The sequence below is a fragment of the Dyella thailandensis genome, assembly GCF_050749815.1.
GTDB lineage: Bacteria > Pseudomonadota > Gammaproteobacteria > Xanthomonadales > Rhodanobacteraceae > Dyella_A.
Genome location: NZ_CP192735.1, coordinates 3,350,280 through 3,367,956, shown reverse-complemented (window position 1 = coordinate 3,367,956; position 17,677 = coordinate 3,350,280). Strand labels below are relative to the sequence as shown.

General features: G+C 63.5%; 10 protein-coding genes, 2 tRNA genes and 3 rRNA genes. 4 read left to right on the top strand and 11 right to left on the bottom strand.

Going from position 1 to position 17,677, the window contains the following annotated elements:
• Positions 1–40: 40 nt before the first annotated feature.
• On the top strand, positions 41–1,891 hold the full coding sequence (locus ACQVBX_RS15485; RefSeq protein ID WP_431635200.1) for an autotransporter outer membrane beta-barrel domain-containing protein: 1,851 nt from the start codon (positions 41–43) through the stop codon (positions 1,889–1,891).
• A gap of 107 nt (positions 1,892–1,998) precedes the next feature.
• On the opposite strand, the gene ACQVBX_RS15480 is transcribed toward ACQVBX_RS15485, so the two are convergent.
• Positions 1,999–2,892, bottom strand: coding sequence for a YbaY family lipoprotein (locus ACQVBX_RS15480; RefSeq protein ID WP_431635198.1), 894 nt, complete (start codon positions 2,890–2,892; stop codon positions 1,999–2,001).
• Positions 2,893–3,211: 319 nt separating this feature from the next.
• On the opposite strand from ACQVBX_RS15480, the gene ACQVBX_RS15475 reads away from it, so the two are divergent.
• The gene (locus tag ACQVBX_RS15475; protein WP_431635195.1) at positions 3,212–3,820 is read left to right on the top strand and encodes a transcriptional regulator; all 609 of its coding nucleotides are present in this window, start codon (positions 3,212–3,214) and stop codon (positions 3,818–3,820) included.
• Positions 3,821–3,877: 57 nt separating this feature from the next.
• Here ACQVBX_RS15475 and glyS read toward each other — a convergent pair whose 3' ends face one another.
• Positions 3,878–6,025, bottom strand: coding sequence for a glycine--tRNA ligase subunit beta (gene glyS, locus ACQVBX_RS15470; protein ID WP_431635193.1), 2,148 nt, complete (start codon positions 6,023–6,025; stop codon positions 3,878–3,880).
• Complete coding sequence (glyQ, locus tag ACQVBX_RS15465) at positions 6,022–6,930, bottom strand: glycine--tRNA ligase subunit alpha (protein ID WP_431635191.1); 909 nt, start codon at positions 6,928–6,930, stop codon at positions 6,022–6,024. Before glyQ ends, glyS begins: the two co-directional genes overlap by 4 nt.
• A gap of 98 nt (positions 6,931–7,028) precedes the next feature.
• On the opposite strand from glyQ, the gene ACQVBX_RS15460 reads away from it, so the two are divergent.
• Both ACQVBX_RS15460 and ACQVBX_RS15455 read left to right on the top strand, forming a co-directional pair.
• The gene (locus ACQVBX_RS15460) at positions 7,029–8,849 is read left to right on the top strand and encodes a GspE/PulE family protein (RefSeq protein ID WP_431635189.1); all 1,821 of its coding nucleotides are present in this window, start codon (positions 7,029–7,031) and stop codon (positions 8,847–8,849) included.
• Between the two features lie 11 nt (positions 8,850–8,860).
• On the top strand, positions 8,861–9,640 hold the full coding sequence (locus ACQVBX_RS15455) for a glutamine amidotransferase (protein ID WP_431638209.1): 780 nt from the start codon (positions 8,861–8,863) through the stop codon (positions 9,638–9,640).
• Here ACQVBX_RS15455 and ACQVBX_RS15450 read toward each other — a convergent pair.
• The 8 genes from ACQVBX_RS15450 to tyrS all read right to left on the bottom strand — a co-directional run bounded on the left by ACQVBX_RS15450 (position 9,611) and on the right by tyrS (position 17,567).
• Positions 9,611–9,937: a DUF1820 family protein gene (locus ACQVBX_RS15450; RefSeq protein WP_431635188.1), complete on the bottom strand. Its 327-nt coding sequence runs from the start codon at positions 9,935–9,937 to the stop codon at positions 9,611–9,613. The two genes, ACQVBX_RS15455 and ACQVBX_RS15450, sit on opposite strands and share 30 nt — an antisense overlap.
• Before the next feature lie 9 nt (positions 9,938–9,946).
• Positions 9,947–10,630 carry a rhomboid family intramembrane serine protease gene (locus ACQVBX_RS15445; RefSeq protein ID WP_431635187.1) on the bottom strand — a complete coding sequence of 228 codons (684 nt, stop codon included), beginning with the start codon at positions 10,628–10,630 and terminating at the stop codon, positions 9,947–9,949.
• Between the two features lie 141 nt (positions 10,631–10,771).
• Positions 10,772–10,884, bottom strand: a 5S ribosomal RNA gene (rrf, locus tag ACQVBX_RS15440).
• 120 nt (positions 10,885–11,004) lie between these two features.
• Positions 11,005–13,886: ribosomal RNA gene (locus ACQVBX_RS15435) — 23S ribosomal RNA — on the bottom strand.
• 226 nt (positions 13,887–14,112) lie between these two features.
• A tRNA-Ala gene (locus ACQVBX_RS15430) sits at positions 14,113–14,188 on the bottom strand.
• A gap of 10 nt (positions 14,189–14,198) precedes the next feature.
• Positions 14,199–14,275: transfer RNA gene (locus ACQVBX_RS15425), tRNA-Ile, on the bottom strand.
• Between the two features lie 99 nt (positions 14,276–14,374).
• A 16S ribosomal RNA gene (locus tag ACQVBX_RS15420) occupies positions 14,375–15,919 on the bottom strand.
• The 16S, 23S and 5S rRNA genes sit together here with 2 tRNA genes alongside, the layout of an rRNA operon.
• 436 nt (positions 15,920–16,355) lie before the next feature.
• Complete coding sequence (gene tyrS / locus ACQVBX_RS15415) at positions 16,356–17,567, bottom strand: tyrosine--tRNA ligase (RefSeq protein ID WP_431635186.1); 1,212 nt, start codon at positions 17,565–17,567, stop codon at positions 16,356–16,358.
• Between the last annotated feature and the right edge of the window lie 110 nt (positions 17,568–17,677).

The window sequence follows — 17,677 nt, the reverse complement described above, 5'->3', positions numbered from 1 at the left end:
GTCATAACAAAAAGCCGTCCCGGCTCAGGAGCTTCACGACATGCCCCGTACCCGTCTTCTCGCCGGCGCCATCGTCGCCGGCCTGCTGGCCAGCCAGGCTGCCAGCGCCACCGATTTCAGCCAGGTCGTCGTGTTCGGCGACAGCCTCAGCGACGCCGGCAATATCTCGCTGGCCAGCGCCCCGCAGATCCAGCCGCCGCTGCGCTTCACCACCAACCCCGGCAAAACCGCCGCCGAGCTGGTCGCCGATGGCCTGGGCCATCCGATCACCGCCTCGCTCGCCGGTGGCACCGACTTCGCCTGGGGCGGCGCGGGCCTGGTCAACAACGTCGCGGCCGTGCCGACCCTGCCGCAGCAGCTGGGCATGTACCTCACCGCCACCGGCGGACAGGCCGATCCGAATGCCCTCTACCAGGTGTGGGGCGGCGCGAACGACATCTTCTACCTGACCGGCACCTCGACCGACTCGACCGTGCTGGCCGCCGGTACCGCCAACGCGGCCATCACCGAAGTGGGCATGCTCGGCCAGCTCAAGGCCGCCGGTGCCAACTACGTGGTCGTGTACAACCTGCCAGACCTGGGCAAGACGCCATCGGCCGCCGCCCAGGGCGCCGCCGCTTCTGCCGGCGCTACGCAGTTGGCCGTGCTCTACAACAGCACGCTGAGCAGCGGTCTCTCGCAGCTGAGCAGCCAGGGGCTGAACGTGGTGCCGGTGAACACCTACGGGCTGATCAATGAAGTGATCGCCAATCCGGCCGCCTTCGGCTTCAGCAACGTGACTGACGCCGCCTGCGGCCTGGCCGCCAGCTCGGTGCAGTGCGGGCCGCAGGGCGCCGGCCTGCCTTACAGCTACGCGGCGGGCACCGACGAGAGCTACTTGTTTGCCGACGGCGTGCATCCGACCGCGGCGGCGCATCGCCTGCTCTCGCAGGTGGTGCTGGCCGAGCTGGCGGCGCCCGGCCAGATCTCGCTGCTGGGCGAAGCGCCGCTGGCGTCGTCCGCAGCGCAGTACCGCGCCATCCGCAACGAGATGCTCGCCGACAGCCAGGGCAGCGACACGCGCATGTTCGCCGCGATCGACTACGGCCAGCAGCGCTTCGACGGCACCAGCAGCTCGCCCAAGACCAGCAGCGACAACGTCAACCTCACGCTCGGCGCCGACGTGCGCACCAGTGAGCACACCACGGTAGGCGTGTCGCTCGGCGTGGGCCAGAGCAAGGCCGACTTCAAGGGCAATACCGGTGGCTACAAGCTGCAGGACATCTCCGGCCAGCTGTTCGGCATGTACAGCAACGGCGGCGGCTATGTCGGCGGCTTCGCCAGCTTCGGCCAGTCCAACTTCAAGGACATCGAGCGCCGCATCCAGCTCGGCCCGTCGCTGCGCATCGAGAGCGGCAAGGCCGATGGCTCGCACCTGGGCGGCGGCGTCGAGGGTGGCTGGTGGTTCAACATGGGGCCGTCGCTGAAGACCGGCCCGTTTGCCCACGTGGAATGGCAGTCGATCAAGGTCAACGGCTACACCGAGGGCGGCAACGACTCCACCGCGATGTACTTCGGCCGCCAGCAGCGCGATGCGCTGATCAGCGAGCTCGGCTGGCGCCTGATGGGCTCGTGGAAGGTGAACGACCTGCAGATGGCCCCGTTCGTCGAGCTGGCGTGGAACCACGACAGCAAGGCCGACCCGCGCAGCGTGCGTGCCGGCCTCAACAGCATGGGCGGCAGCTTCGCGCTGTCGGGCTACACCCCGGACAAGACCTGGGGCAGCGCCAACATCGGCCTGTCCGCGCAGCTCACGCCCAGCGTGACCAGCTGGATCGCGGTGAACAGCCGCTTCAGCGACAGCACGCAGAAGGACAACAGCGTGAACCTGGGTTTCAAGGTCGCGTTCTGATCCCTCTGCCCCGCGCATGAAAAAGGCCGTCCGCGATGCGGACGGCCTTTTTTGTGTCCTGCTTTCAGCGTTCCGGCCCCCGGAGTACGGGAGCCGGCGCGAATCGCTTACTTGCCGGCGAGCTTGAGGATCGCCTCGGCCTGGCTCTTCAGGCTGGCCGCCTCGTCGTCGGACAGGTCGCTGGTCTTGCCGCCGCTCACCACCTGCTTGAGCACCGGCTTGCCGTCCACGTCCCAGCTCACGCGCTCGGTGGCTGTCGGCTTGGCGTCCTTGCTGGACTTCTTCTGCTGCACGGCGACCCAGGCCTTGCCGGTCTTGTAGGCGTAGTCGGTCTCGGTGAAGCCCTTGTCGCCGTAGTCGACCTGCTCACGGATGAACTGCACCTGGCCTTCCTTGCGGAACACCTGCCAGCCGCGCGAAGCATCTTTCTCCAGCTTGGTGCCGGACTTGATCTTCATGCCGCCGATCTGCTTCTTCAGATCCTCGAACGCGGCCAGGTCTTTCTCGGCCGGGGTCTGCTGGGCCACCAGCTGGATGTTGACCTGGTTGCTGGCACCCTTGGTCAGCACCGGCGCCTGCAGCGGCATCTCGTAGGTGCGCTCGCCATCGACCAGGTTGGCCTTCACCACGTAGAGGTTGTTCGGATTCACGTCGGCCGGGTTGTATTCCAGCTCGAAGCTCACCGGGAACGCGCCCACCGGCGAGATCGTCTTGGTCGCCAGCGGGGCCGGCGCCGCCGCCGAAGCGGCCGCCGCATCCGCGCTGCTGGCACCGGCGGCCGCAGCAGAGACGTCCACCAGGCTGATCTCCAGCTTCGCCTGCGGCGACAGCTGGGCCGGCTCGCGCAGGGTGATCTGGCCGGTCACCTTGTTACCCGCCTGCGGCGCGGCAGCGGCGGTGCCGTCGGCCTTTTCCGGCGCCGGCTGGGACGAAGAAGAGTTGTTGCAGCCGGCCAGCGCCAGCGCAGCCACCGAAACCAGCGACCAAATTACCTTGCGCATCGTGGAACCTCATCAAACGATCTTTAACGGGCACGAACCTCGCCTGACGCCGATGCGCCACGCAAAGCACCGCGGGGGAAGTGGTCAAGCTTAGCCCATAAAAGATGAAAGGGAAAAGTCAAGCGCCAGTCGGCCCCCTTGCCGTGCGGCCGCCCGGCCCAAGGCGGCGGCGGCGCTGCGACCCGGCACATGCGCGCGCACGAAAGATTCGCGACACTTTTGTCACGCTATCTTGCAGTGTCAGGCAGTGTTACCCCAACGTTTCCGCAGCTGGCGCACCGGATGGCGCACGGCGGTACCTTTCCTTGCAGGCACGCCCATGAACTCTCGTCAGCATCCCGCGCCCTCCCTGGCCGCACCGCTGGACCACCCCGCTCCGGGCGCGGTCAGCCCAGGCGGCAGCTTCGCCGACCGTATCCGGCTGCTGATCCAGCGGGTCGGCAGCGCCACCGAGATCGCGCGCATGTGCGGCTTCTCCGAAGGCGTGGTGCGCAGCTGGCGTGATGGCAACAGTGATCCCTCCCGCGCCCGCTGCGTGACGCTGGCGCGCACGCTGGGCATCTCCCTGGTCTGGCTGGTGGCCGGCGAGGGCACGATCCAGCCGGAAGTGCGCGGCGGCCTCGGTGAAGAGCAGTCCACCACCGAGACCCGGCCGAACCGGCTCCGCAGCGCCCCGCTGGCGAGCAGCGCGCCGGAGACGGCATCCATGTACGCGATGACCGACGCCCGCCGCGTCGAGGCCGCACGCGCCATCCTGCGTGCCAGCCTGTCGCTGTCCGGCGGTGAGCTCGATGCCGCGGAGCAGGAGCGGTGCCTGGGCGAGCTCTACGACATCATGGGACCGGGCGGTACGCAGATCGACGCCAGCGCCCTGCTCGCATTCCAGCAGCAGCTCGCGCAGCGCCTGCGCCGCGAAGCCATCGCCTGAACCGCCGGGCCGCCGGCGGGAGGGTGATGCACCCTCGCGCCCACGGCCCCGTTGGGTTCACAGCAGGGCGATGTCCGCCACCGCACTGAACTGATCCTTGAGCCTGGCCAGCAAGGCCAGGCGATTGGCGCGCACGGCCGCGTCATCGGCGTTGACCAGGACCGAATCGAAGAACGCATCCACCGGCGGCTGCAGCTGCGCCAGGCGCTCGAGCACGCGTCCGTAGTCGCGCTCGCCCCAAGCTGCGGCGTTGTCACGGTCGGCCGCCGCCAGAGCATCGGCCAAGGCGTGCTCGGCGGGCAGTTCGAAGCGCGAGGCATCGACGACGGCGCTGGCGACCGCGGCGCCGGACTCCTCGGCCTGCTTGCGCAACAGGTTGGCCACGCGCTTGTTCGCCGCGGCCAGGCTGCTGGCCTCCGGCCGCCGGGAGAAGTCGGCGACAGCGCGCAGGCGGCGATCGAAGTCGGCCAGGCTCGCCGGCGCCACCGCCAGCACGGCTTCGAACGACTGGCTGTCGAAGCCGCGTTCGGCGTAGTAGCCGCGCAGGCGATCGAGCACGAACTCGTGCAACTCGCGCAGCAGGGACGCGCGGCGCGCACCGGCATCGAACGGCGCCGGCTGACCATCCTTGCCCGGCTTGACGCCGGCCGCCAGCGCAGCCTCGGGCAACAGCTCCAGTGCCTCGGCGAATGCCGCCTGCAGATCGAGTTCGAGGCCCGCCTCCACCAGCGTGCGCGCCAGGCCCAGCGCGGCGCGGCGCAGGGCGAACGGGTCCTTGCTGCCGCTGGGCTTGAGGCCCACGGCAAAAATGCCGGCCAGCGTGTCCAGCCGTTCGGCCACCGCCACCACCTGGCCGACGGCGTCGGCAGCGATCGCATCGCCGGCGAAACGGGGCTGGTAGAAACTGTCCAGCGCCTCGGCCACGGCGGCGGGCTCGCCCTGACGGCTGGCGTAGTAGCGACCCATCACGCCCTGCAGCTCGGGGAATTCGCCGACCATGCGGGTCAGCAGGTCGCACTTGGCCAGGCTGGCGGCGCGCGTCGCTGCCCCGGCGTCCACGCCGACGCGGCTGGCGATGACGCGCGACAGCTCGGCCACGCGCACGGTCTTGTCCCACAGGCTGCCCAGCGACTGCTGGTAGGTGACGTTCTTCAGCGCTTCCTGATAGCCCGCCAGCGGCGTCTTCAGGTCTTCATCCCAGAAGAACTTGGCATCGGCGAAGCGCGGGCGGATCACCCGCTCGTAGCCTTTGCGGATCTCGGCCGGATCATGCGACTCGACGTTGGCGATACCGATGAAGTGCTCGGTGAGGCGGTCGTCGGCATCGAACACGGGCACGAACTTCTGGTTCGCCTCCATGGTGGTGACCAGCGCCTCCGGCGGCACCGCAAGGAACTCGCGCTCGAAGGTGCAGGCGATCGCCACCGGCCACTCGGTGAGGTTGGCGATCTCGTCCAGCAGAGCCTCGTCCAGCCGCGGCACGCCGCCGGTCTGGGCGGCGACGCGGGCCACTTCGTCGCGGATGCGGTCGCGGCGGGCGGCCGGATCGGCGATCACCTTGGCGGCGAGCAGCGCGTCTTCCCAGCTGTCGGCGTCCACCACGTGGATCGGCTGCGGGCGCATGAAGCGGTGCCCGCGCGACTTGCGGCCGCTGACCAGGCCCATCACTTCGCCATCGACGATTTCCGAGCCATGCAGCATCACCAGCCAGTGCACGGGGCGAACGAAGCTGTAGTCGTGGTCGGCCCAGCGCATCGGCTTGGGAATCGGCAGCGCCTTGAGTGCCTCGGCGACGATCTCCGGCAGCAGCGCGGCGACCGGCTGGCCCGGCTTCACCGAGCGATAGACGAACCACGCGCCCTTGTCGGTCTCGAGCCGTTCCAGCCCGTCGACCTCCACACCACACGATTGCGCAAAGCCGACCAGCGCCTTGGCCGGTTGGCCGTTCGCATCGAGGCCGGCACTCACCGCGGGGCCGCGGCGTTCGATGGTCTGCTCGGGCTGGGTCTTGGCGACGGCCGGAATATGGACGGCCAAACGGCGCGGCGTGGCGAAGGTCCGCGCGGCGTCCAGGCCGGCGTCGATGCCGCGCCGGGCCAGGCCGTCGCTGATGCCGCGCGCGAACGCGCCGGCCAGTTCGTCCAGCGCCTTGGGCGGCAGTTCTTCCGTGCCCAGTTCGATCAACAGCGACTTGGCGGCGCTCATGCAGCCTGCTCCTGGTTCGTCTTCAGGCCCGGAAAGCCGAGCTTCTCGCGCTGCGCCACGTACGTCTCCGCCACGGCGCGGGCCAGCGTGCGCACGCGCAGGATGTAGCGCTGGCGCTCGGTGACGCTGATCGCCCGACGCGCATCGAGCAGGTTGAAGGTATGGCTGGCCTTCATCACCTGCTCATAGGCCGGCAACGGCAGGTTGGCGGCGATCAGCTGGTTGGCGGTGGCCTCGCACACGTCGAACCAGCGCAGGAGCTCGGGCACGTTGGCGTGCTCGAAGTTGTAGGTGCTCTGCTCGACCTCGTTCTGGTGGAACACGTCGCCGTAGGTGACGACGCCGCGCGGGCCGTCGGTCCAGATCAAGTCGTAGACGTTGTCCACGTTCTGCAGGTACATCGCCAGGCGCTCGAGGCCGTAGGTGATCTCGCCGGTCACCGGGCGGCACTCCAGGCCGCCGGCCTGCTGGAAGTAGGTGAACTGGGTCACCTCCATGCCGTTGAGCCACACCTCCCAGCCCAGGCCCCAGGCCCCGAGCGTGGGCGACTCCCAGTTGTCCTCGACGAAGCGCAGGTCGTGCACCAGCGGATCGAGTCCCAGCTCTTTCAGCGAGCCGATGTACAGATCCAGAATGTTCTCCGGGTTCGGCTTCATCACCACCTGGTACTGGTAGTAGTGCTGCAACCGGTTCGGATTTTCGCCGTAGCGGCCATCGGTGGGGCGGCGCGACGGCTGCACGTAGGCGGCCGACCACGGCTCCGGCCCGAGCGAGCGCAGGAAGGTGGCTGGGTGGAACGTGCCGGCGCCCACTTCGGTATCGAGTGGCTGCAGCAACACGCAACCCTGTGCCGCCCAGTAGCGGTTGAGCGTCTGGATGACGTCCTGGAAGGTACGCGCGGACATGGCTTTCCGTGACCTGGCAATAAAGCGCGTTAGTATAGCCGCGACCGCATGGCAGCTCGCTTTCCCGCCCTGCCGAACGCCCGGAGTGAACCCCGCCCATGGCAGCATCCCCGCACAGCACGCCCCTGCTCGGCCGTCGCGGCCGGCTGGAACTGGATGAGACCTTGGCGGCGCTGGTGGTGGATGGCTATCTGCTGGCCGAGGATGCGCGCCAGGTGCGCATGGGCAGCCGCGCCGGACGCAGCACGGTGGAGCTGCATCCGCTGGTGGTGATCGCCAACGCCAAGCTGGCGAACCAGCGCGAACCGGGCCGGCCACTGGGCCTGGAGACCCTGACCGAGTGGCTGGCCACGCAGGCCGATCTGCCGTATCTGAAGATCGATCCGATGAAGATCAACGTGGCCGCAGTGACCCAGACGGTCAGCATGGCCTACGCCCAGCGCCACCGGATCCTGCCGGTGGCGGCGAGCCCCGGCGAGATCACCTTCGCCACCTGCGAGCCGTTCGACAGCGGCTGGGCGCGCGACCTGGCGCAGATGCTCCGGCGCGACGTGAAGCGCGTCGTGTCCAGTCCGCTGGACATCAACCGCTATCTGCAGGAGTTCTACGGCGTCCAGCGCTCGATCCAGCTGGCGCAGGACGCCAAGGCCGCCGGATACGACAGCTCGGCGATCCTCAACTTCGAGCAGCTGGTGGAATTGGGCAAGACCGGCGAAGTCGGCGCCGACGACCGCCACGTGGTGCACATCGTCGACTGGCTGCTGCAGTACGCCTTCGAGCAGCGCGCCTCGGACATCCACCTCGAGCCGCGCCGCGAGGCCGGCCACATGCGTTTCCGCATCGACGGCGTGATGCACAAGGTGTTCGAGCTGCCGCCGCCGGTGATGACCGCGGTGACCTCGCGCATCAAGATCCTCGCGCGGATGGACGTGTCGGAGAAGCGGCGGCCGCAGGACGGTCGCATCAAGACGCGCTCCACCTCCCTGCGCGAGGTGGAGCTGCGTATCTCTACCATGCCCACCGCCTTCGGCGAGAAGGTAGTGATGCGCATCTTCGACCCGGACATCGTCTCCAAGAGCTTCGAGCAGTTGGGCTTCTCGCCGATGGAGGACCGCATCTGGCGCGCCATGGTGGAGCGCCCGCACGGCATCGTGCTGGTCACCGGCCCCACCGGTTCGGGCAAGACCACCACGCTGTATTCGACGCTCAAGCATCTGGCCACGCCGGAGCTCAACGTCTGCACCGTGGAAGACCCGATCGAAATGGTCAGCGGCGAGTTCAACCAGATGCAAGTGCAGGCGTCGATCGACCTCGATTTCGCCGCCGGTGTGCGCACCCTGCTGCGGCAGGATCCGGACATCATCATGGTGGGCGAGATCCGTGACCTGGAGACCGCGCAGATGGCGGTGCAGGCCTCGCTCACCGGGCACCTAGTGCTGTCGACGCTGCACACCAACGACGCGCCCAGCGCGATCACCCGCCTGCTCGATCTGGGCGTACCGCACTACCTGATCCAGTCCACCCTGACCGGCGTGGTGGCGCAGCGGCTCGTCCGCACGCTGTGCGCGCATTGCAAGGCGCCCGAGCCGCAGGATCCGGACGAATGGGAGGCGCTGACGCACGGCTGGTCGATGCCCTTGCCGGCGACGGTCTATCGCCCGGTCGGCTGTCTGGAGTGCCGCAATACCGGCTTCATGGGACGCACCGGCATCTACGAGATGCTGCAGTTGACCCGCCCGCTGCGGGCGCGGATTTCCAGCCAGCTCGATCTGGCCGCGCTTTCGGCGGCGGCCCTGAAGGAGGGCATGCGGCCGCTGCGCATCTCCGCGGCCGATCAGGTCGCGCAGGGGCTGACCACGGTGAAGGAAGTGCTCACCGTGATCCCGCCGATCGACCACGACGCCGACCATTCCCACTGAGCTTGCGCGGGATGCCACGCCCCGTCCTGATCATCCGCACCGGGCGCGCGCCGGACCCGATCCGCGCGCGTCACGGCGATTTTCCGCACTGGTTCCGGCTGGCTACGGGCGTGGCCCGCGATCGGCTGCTGGTTGTCGACGTCGCGGTGGGAGAAGCGCTACCCAAGGCCACGGAGGTCGCGGGTGCCCTGATCACCGGCTCGGCAGCCATGGTGACCGAGCGGGCCGGGTGGAGCGAACGCACCGCAGGCTGGATCCGCGACGCCATGGACCACGCACTGCCGATGTTTGGCGTGTGCTACGGCCACCAGCTCATGGCGCATGCGCTGGGCGGTCGCGTCGACTATCTGCCCGGCGGGCGCGAGATCGGAACGATGGCGATCGAGCGTCTGTCCGGTGCCGCTGATGACCCGTTGGTGGCTTCATTGCCCCAGTCGTTCCGTGCGCACACCACGCACGAGCAGAGCGTGCTCGAAGCGCCCGCCGGCGCGCAGGTGATGGCGCGTTCCGCGCGCGATCCTCATCATCTGTTGCGCTACGGGCCGCATGCACTGAGCGTGCAGTTCCATCCGGAGTTCAACGCCGAGGTGATGCGGGCGTACATCCATCGCAAGCGCCACGACGTGAGGCGGGAAGGCGCGGATCCGGACAGCATCTTTCGCGCCGTCGCCCCAACGCCTTGGGCACGGCAGTTGCTGCGTCGGTTCGCGCGGCATCACCGGCTGTCCGACACCCCGGCCGCCAGCACGCCGAAACGCGAGTCACTGCCGGGGACGGGGCGGCAACGGTAGCGGGGTCACCTTCTGCCCATCACCCGCGTCGCGAATGGCGAGCGAACCGCGGCGCTCCACTTCTTCGATCCGGATGACGGCCTGCATCGGAAGATGCAGCACGCGCGTGTCCTTGAACTCCTCTCGCAAGCGTTCTTCGGTGGGATCCACCAGCAGGCCCTCACCGGCCGCTTCGAAGACCAGTTCCCCCACCTCGGTGAATCCCCACAGGGCGCTGCTTGCCACATGGCGTGCATACAGCTCGTAAGACTTGCCCAGGTGCAGGAACGTCACCTTGTAAAGCTTCTTCGTACGCATGATCGCTCGCTACTTGCGCATGCGGCGGACGATCGCGTCGCGCGAAAGACCACCGAACACGACACCAAACAGAAAACCCGCAATGTGCGTCCACCACACCACCGCCCCATAGCTCGGACCGGCATAGCTGAAGAGGAACTGCAGAAGCACCCAGATGCCGATCAGCAGGTACGCCGGGACCCGGACGAATTCGAAGTAGAGCCCCAGCGGAAGAACGAGCCCCAGTCGGGCGCGGGGAAACAGGGCCATGTAGGTGCCCAGCACAGCCGACACGGCGCCGCTGCATCCGATGATTGGACGCAGCACACCGGCAAGTGACAGCGCCCCGACGAGGTTCGACGCCATGCCTCCGAGCACGAACAGGGCGAGGAAGCGCAGTGAGCCCATTGAGCGCTCCGCAGGCAGCCCGAAAATCGCCAGGAACAACAGGTTGCCCAGCAAGTGTGTCCATTCCACGTGGATGAACAACGCCGTGAACAAGCGCAGTAACGCCGGATCCACCAGCTGGGGCAGGATCGGCAGATGCATGTCGAAAATGTTCGCGGGAATCGTGCCCCACTCGAGAAGCAGGGCCACCCGCCGCGGCGCGGGCATCAGCGCAAGGCTGACAAAGACCAGCACGCAGAGGGTGACCAGCAGCAGGGTTGCCCACTGCAGTCGGGTGCGCCGACGATTTTCTACGTGGACGAACATGCGTGTTCTTCGGCGTCCCGCGAATGGACAGAGTTGCAGTATTCCATGATGCCTACGAAGAGGGGCGCGCTTTGCGCCTTAAAGCCCCGAGTGGAGGCCAAAAAAAACCCCCTCGGCTGAGGGGGTTTTTTAGTATGAGGTCCCTGGCGGTGACCTACTCTTGCATGCGGATGCACACTACCATCGGCGCAGCTGCGTTTCACTTCCGAGTTCGGGATGGGATCGGGTGGGACCACAGCGCTATAGCCGCCAGGGAAAAAGTGGGGTCAGCGCTGAAGCGCCAGACCCACGATTGGGGTAAACGAGTGACAAGCGATTTGGGTGAAACGTGTTCGAGATGTTTCGCGAGGAACGGCGAAGCGTCTTGGGGTTATATGGTCAAGCCTCACGGCTCATTAGTACGCGTAAGCTCAATGCATTGCTGCACTTCCACACCGCGCCTATCAACCACCTAGTCTTGATGGTGCCTTAAGGAGAGTCGAGCTCTCGGGAGATCTCATCTTGGGGCGTGCTTCCCGCTTAGATGCTTTCAGCGGTTATCACTTCCGTTCATAGCTACCGGGCAATGCCTCTGGCGAGACAACCCGAACACCAGCGGAACGTCCACTCCGGTCCTCTCGTACTAGGAGCAGCCCCCCTCAAATCTCCAACGCCCACGACAGATAGGGACCGAACTGTCTCACGACGTTCTGAACCCAGCTCGCGTACCACTTTAAATGGCGAACAGCCATACCCTTGGGACCGGCTACAGCCCCAGGATGTGATGAGCCGACATCGAGGTGCCAAACACCGCCGTCGATATGAACTCTTGGGCGGTATCAGCCTGTTATCCCCGGAGTACCTTTTATCCGTTGAGCGATGGCCCTTCCATACAGAACCACCGGATCACTAAGACCTACTTTCGTACCTGCTTGATCCGTCGATCTCGCAGTCAAGCACGCTTATGCCTTTGCACACAGTGCGCGATGTCCGACCGCGCTGAGCGTACCTTCGTGCTCCTCCGTTACTCTTTGGGAGGAGACCGCCCCAGTCAAACTACCCACCATACACGGTCCCTGACCCGGATTACGGGCCTAGGTTAGAACGTCAAGCACTTCAGGGTGGTATTTCAAGGATGGCTCCACGCAAACTGGCGTCTGCGCTTCAAAGCCTCCCACCTATCCTACACAGAAGAACTCAACGTTCAGTGTAAAGCTATAGTAAAGGTTCACGGGGTCTTTCCGTCTTGCCGCGGGAACGCTGCATCTTCACAGCGATTTCAATTTCACTGAGTCTCGGGTGGAGACAGCGCCGCTGTCGTTACGCCATTCGTGCAGGTCGGAACTTACCCGACAAGGAATTTCGCTACCTTAGGACCGTTATAGTTACGGCCGCCGTTTACTGGGGCTTCGATCAAGAGCTTCGCCTTGCGGCTGACCCCATCAATTAACCTTCCAGCACCGGGCAGGCGTCACACCCTATACGTCCACTTTCGTGTTTGCAGAGTGCTGTGTTTTTGATAAACAGTCGCAGCGGCCAGGTTACTGCGACCCATCAACGCTCAGTCACGCACGTGACCACGTCGATGGGCGCACCTTCTCCCGAAGTTACGGTGCCATTTTGCCTAGTTCCTTCACCCGAGTTCTCTCAAGCGCCTTGGGATTCTCACCCTGCCTACCAGTGTCGGTTTACGGTACGGTTTTTCTTAAGCTGAAGCTTAGTGGCTTTTCCTGGAAGCGTAGTATCAGTCACTTCGTCCAATAGGACTCGTCTCGGTGCTCGGCATAAAGGATCCCGGATTTGCCTAAGATCCATGCCTACCGCCTTTCCCCGGGACAACCAACGCCCGGTAGACCTAACTTTCTCCGTCCCCACATCGCACTTAAGAAAAGTGCTGGAATATTAACCAGCTTCCCATCGACTACGCATTTCTGCCTCGCCTTAGGGGCCGACTCACCCTGCGCCGATGAACGTTGCGCGAGGAAACCTTGGGCTTTCGGCGTGGGGGCTTTTCACCCCCATTATCGTTACTCATGTCAGCATTCGCACTTCTGATACCTCCAGCAGACTTTACAATCCACCTTCACAGGCTTACAGAACGCTCCTCTACCGCGCACACCAAAGGTGTGCACCCCGAGCTTCGGTGCATAGCTTAGCCCCGTTAAATCTTCCGCGCAGACCGACTCGACCAGTGAGCTATTACGCTTTCTTTAAAGGGTGGCTGCTTCTAAGCCAACCTCCTGGCTGTCTATGCCTTTCCACATCGTTTTCCACTTAGCTATGACTTTGGGACCTTAGCTGCGGGTCTGGGTTGTTTCCCTTTTCACGACGGACGTTAGCACCCGCCGTGTGTCTCCCGGATAGTCTGTCCTGGTATTCGGAGTTTGCCATGGTTTGCTAAGTCGCGATGACCCGCTAGCCATAACAGTGCTCTACCCCCAGGAAGATTCGTCCGAGGCGCTACCTAAATAGCTTTCGAGGAGAACCAGCTATCTCCGAGTTTGTTTAGCCTTTCACTCCTATCCTCAGCTCATCCCCATCTATTGCAACAGATGTGGGTTCGGTCCTCCAGTGCGTGTTACCGCACCTTCAACCTGGCCAAGGATAGATCACTCGGTTTCGGGTCTACTGCCAGAGACTATGCGCCCTATTCAGACTCGGTTTCCCTTCGCCTCCCCTATACGGTTAAGCTCGCCACTGACAGTAAGTCGCTGACCCATTATACAAAAGGTACGCAGTCACCCTTGCGGGCTTCCACTGCTTGTACGTATACGGTTTCAGGGTCTATTTCACTCCCCTCTCCGGGGTTCTTTTCGCCTTTCCCTCACGGTACTAGTTCGCTATCGGTCAGTCAGGAGTATTTAGCCTTGGAGGATGGTCCCCCCATGTTCAGACAGGGTTTCTCGTGCCCCGCCTTACTCAATTTCACACACAATGCCCTTTCGTCGACTGGGCTATCACCATCTATGGCCGGCCTTTCCATGCCGTTTGACTAGAACAAAGTGTGCTTTTGGGCTGCTCCGCGTTCGCTCGTCGCTACTGACGGAATCTCGGTTGATTTCTTTTCCTCCGGGTACTTAGATATTTCAGTTCCCCGGGTTCGCCCTGCATGGCTATGTATTCACCATGCAGTACTCCTTGCGGAGTGGGTTTCCCCATTCGGACATTGCCGGATCAAAGCTTGTTGCCAGCTCCCCGACACTTTTCGCAGGCTGCCACGTCCTTCATCGCCTCTGACTGCCAAGGCATCCACCGTATACGCTTAGTTCGCTTGACCATATAACCCCAAGTCGCCTCGGGGCATACTCCCATTCCTCCTCAGGAATGAGATTCCGCCAAACAACACGTCGCTACATTGCCTCAACGACACATCTCGGTTCGGTTTCGAACCAAAACGCTTGTCACTCGTTTACGTTTTCAAAGAACACCACGCCGGCCTCAACGCCGGTGGGCTTCAAAATCTTTTGTGTGCGCTACACATCCATCGGTAAGCCGTTTCAAACTGGTGGAGCCAGTCGGGATCGAACCGACGACCCCCTGCTTGCAAAGCAGGTGCTCTCCCAGCTGAGCTATGGCCCCAGGTGCTTGGTGGTGGGTCTGGGAGGACTCGAACCACCGGCCTCACCCTTATCAGGGGTGCGCTCTAACCACCTGAGCTACAGACCCATAAAGCTTCCGGTCGAAACGACCAAACACGCCCTGTGGCGTGCGGATGTGCAGGTGTCTTGTGTGGACGTCTTGCAGCAGCGAAAGCTGCCTATCTCGAAAGGAGGTGATCCAGCCGCACCTTCCGATACGGCTACCTTGTTACGACTTCACCCCAGTCATGAACCACTCCGTGGTCGTCGTCCCCCTTGCGGTTAGACTAACGGCTTCTGGAGCAACTCACTCCCATGGTGTGACGGGCGGTGTGTACAAGGCCCGGGAACGTATTCACCGCAGCATAGCTGATCTGCGATTACTAGCGATTCCGACTTCACGAAGTCGAGTTGCAGACTTCGATCCGGACTGGGATCGGCTTTCTGGGATTGGCTCCACCTCGCGGTATTGCAACCCTCTGTACCGACCATTGTAGTACGTGTGTAGCCCTGGCCGTAAGGGCCATGATGACTTGACGTCATCCCCACCTTCCTCCGGTTTGTCACCGGCAGTCTCCTTAGAGTTCCCACCATTACGTGCTGGCAACTAAGGACAAGGGTTGCGCTCGTTGCGGGACTTAACCCAACATCTCACGACACGAGCTGACGACAGCCATGCAGCACCTGTGTTCCGATTCCCGAAGGCACTCCCGCATCTCTGCAGGATTCCGGACATGTCAAGGCCAGGTAAGGTTCTTCGCGTTGCATCGAATTAAACCACATACTCCACCGCTTGTGCGGGCCCCCGTCAATTCCTTTGAGTTTCAGTCTTGCGACCGTACTCCCCAGGCGGCGAACTTAACGCGTTAGCTTCGACACTGATCTCCGAGTTGAGACCAACATCCAGTTCGCATCGTTTAGGGCGTGGACTACCAGGGTATCTAATCCTGTTTGCTCCCCACGCTTTCGTGCCTCAGCGTCAGTGTTGTCCCAGATGGCCGCCTTCGCCACTGATGTTCCTCCCGATCTCTACGCATTTCACCGCTACACCGGGAATTCCACCATCCTCTGACACACTCTAGCTTGCCAGTATCCACTGCCATTCCCAGGTTGAGCCCGGGGATTTCACAGCAGACTTAACAAACCGCCTACGCACGCTTTACGCCCAGTAATTCCGATTAACGCTTGCACCCTTCGTATTACCGCGGCTGCTGGCACGAAGTTAGCCGGTGCTTATTCCTCAGGTACCGTCAGCCCCACCGGATATTAGCCGGTAGTATTTCGCTCCTGATAAAAGTGCTTTACAACCCGAAGGCCTTCTTCACACACGCGGCATTGCTGGATCAGGCTTGCGCCCATTGTCCAATATTCCCCACTGCTGCCTCCCGTAGGAGTCTGGACCGTGTCTCAGTTCCAGTGTGGCTGATCATCCTCTCAGACCAGCTATCGATCGTCGCCTTGGTGAGCCATTACCTCACCAACAAGCTAATCGAACATCGGTCCGTCTAACCGCGCAAGGCCCGAAGGTCCCCTGCTTTCTCCCGTAGGACGTATGCGGTATTAGCGTAAGTTTCCCTACGTTATCCCCCACGTCTAGGTAGGTCCCGATGCATTACTCACCCGTCCGCCACTCGCCACCCATGGAGCAAGCTCCACTGTGCTGCCGTTCGACTTGCATGTGTTAGGCATGCCGCCAGCGTTCAATCTGAGCCAGGATCAAACTCTTCACTTAAGTTTTCGACACCCTCGCCCTTGCGGGTTTGGACGTCTATCTTTCTGAAGGGTGATCCCAACATAAAACGTCATTGCTGACTTGTATGTTGGACCCTTGCATTGCTTGGACAGTCATTCCGTCCACTGCAAGGCGTCCACACAAGTCACCTGCGCACACTGTCAAAGATCAATCACTTGCGATCCGTTTCTCGAACCGCCCCGAAGCATTTCGCCCCGGGTGAGCCGCACATTCTACATCGATCTTCCACCTCGTCAACACCTTCGCGAAATGTTTTTTCGCTTCGTCGATGTTGCCGAGCGATGACCGGCTGCGGCGGGGGGCGAATACTAGGCAGCGCCCCCACCTTTGGCAAGCAATTTCTGAAATTTTTTTCTGCGGGCGGCTAAGCCACTGTCCACAAAGGGTGCGGCGCGTTCGACGACGGCGGTGCTGCTCAGCCGTGCTTGAGCAGCACGCGCGCGAAGCTCCGCTTGCCGACCTGCAGCACGCCCTCGAAGCCGGGCTCGAAGACCCGCTGGGCGTCCTCGACCACCACGGCATCGATCTTCACCGCGCGCTCCTTGAGCTTGCGATTGGCTTCCGAATTGCTGCTCGTCAGTCCGGCCGCGGTAAGCAGCGCCGCCAGACGCAGCCCTTCGGCCGGCACGACGATCTCGCTCAGCGGCAGGAGCGAGGTGTCGCCCTCGCCGCGCACCACCGCGTGCCAGCCGGCAATGGCCTGGTCGGCCGCGGCTGCATCGTGGAAGCGCGCTGCCAGCTCGCGTGCAAGGCGCAGCTTGGCGTCACGCGGATTGAGCGCGCCACTCGCGATGCCGGCCTTCATGCGCTCGAGTTCTTGCATCGAGACGTCGAAGCTCAGCAACTCGAACCAGCGCCACATCAACTCGTCGCCGATCTTCATCGTCTTGGTGACGATGTCGATCGCCGGCTCGTTGATGCCGATGTAGTTACCGAGCGACTTGGACATCTTGTTGACGCCGTCCAGGCCCTCCAGCAGCGGCATGGTCAGCACGATCTGCGGCGGCTGGCCGTGATGCTCTTGCAGCGCGCGGCCCATCAACAGGTTGAACTTCTGGTCGGTGCCGCCGAGTTCGACATCGCACTTGAGCGCCACCGAGTCGTAGCCCTGCACCAGCGGATAGAGGAACTCGTGGATCGCGATCGGCTGCTGCGCCGCGTAGCGCTTGGCGAAGTCGTCGCGCTCGAGCATGCGCGCCACCGTGTGCTGCGCGGCGAGCTTGATCATGTCGGCCGCCCCCATCTGGCTGAACCACTCGGAATTGAAGCGCACTTCGGTGCGTTCCCGGTCGAGCACCTTGAACACCTGGGCGGCATAGGTCTCGGCGTTGGCAAGCACGTCCTCGCGGGTGAGCGGCTTGCGGGTGACGTTCTTGCCGGTGGGGTCGCCGATCATCCCGGTGAAGTCGCCGATCAGGAAGATCACCTGGTGCCCGAGTTCCTGGAACTGGCGCATCTTGTTGAGCAGCACGGTATGACCCAGGTGCAGGTCCGGCGCCGTGGGATCGAAACCGGCCTTGATGCGCAGAGGGCGGCCCGCCTTGAGTCGCTGCTCCAGCTCCTCGCGCTTGATGATCTCGTCCGCGCCACGCGCGATGGTGGCCAGCACCTGCTCCAGGTTGTTCATGCATTCCTCGAAATTAGTTGCCTAGGCAGTCGCTGCGACGACCGCTTTCACATCGGTGAAGTTAATTGTGAGTTAACGCAAATCCATACGCAAATCATTGATGGAAAAGG

Coding starts and splice junctions, on each gene's coding strand:
- ACQVBX_RS15485 (WP_431635200.1), top strand. CDS start 41: ATGCCCCGTACCCGTCTTCTCGCCGGCGCCATCGTCGCCGGCCTGCTG.
- ACQVBX_RS15480 (WP_431635198.1), bottom strand. CDS start 2,892: ATGCGCAAGGTAATTTGGTCGCTGGTTTCGGTGGCTGCGCTGGCGCTG.
- ACQVBX_RS15475 (WP_431635195.1), top strand. CDS start 3,212: ATGAACTCTCGTCAGCATCCCGCGCCCTCCCTGGCCGCACCGCTGGAC.
- glyS (WP_431635193.1), bottom strand. CDS start 6,025: ATGAGCGCCGCCAAGTCGCTGTTGATCGAACTGGGCACGGAAGAACTG.
- glyQ (WP_431635191.1), bottom strand. CDS start 6,930: ATGTCCGCGCGTACCTTCCAGGACGTCATCCAGACGCTCAACCGCTAC.
- ACQVBX_RS15460 (WP_431635189.1), top strand. CDS start 7,029: ATGGCAGCATCCCCGCACAGCACGCCCCTGCTCGGCCGTCGCGGCCGG.
- ACQVBX_RS15455 (WP_431638209.1), top strand. CDS start 8,861: ATGCCACGCCCCGTCCTGATCATCCGCACCGGGCGCGCGCCGGACCCG.
- ACQVBX_RS15450 (WP_431635188.1), bottom strand. CDS start 9,937: ATGCGTACGAAGAAGCTTTACAAGGTGACGTTCCTGCACCTGGGCAAG.
- ACQVBX_RS15445 (WP_431635187.1), bottom strand. CDS start 10,630: ATGTTCGTCCACGTAGAAAATCGTCGGCGCACCCGACTGCAGTGGGCA.
- tyrS (WP_431635186.1), bottom strand. CDS start 17,567: ATGAACAACCTGGAGCAGGTGCTGGCCACCATCGCGCGTGGCGCGGAC.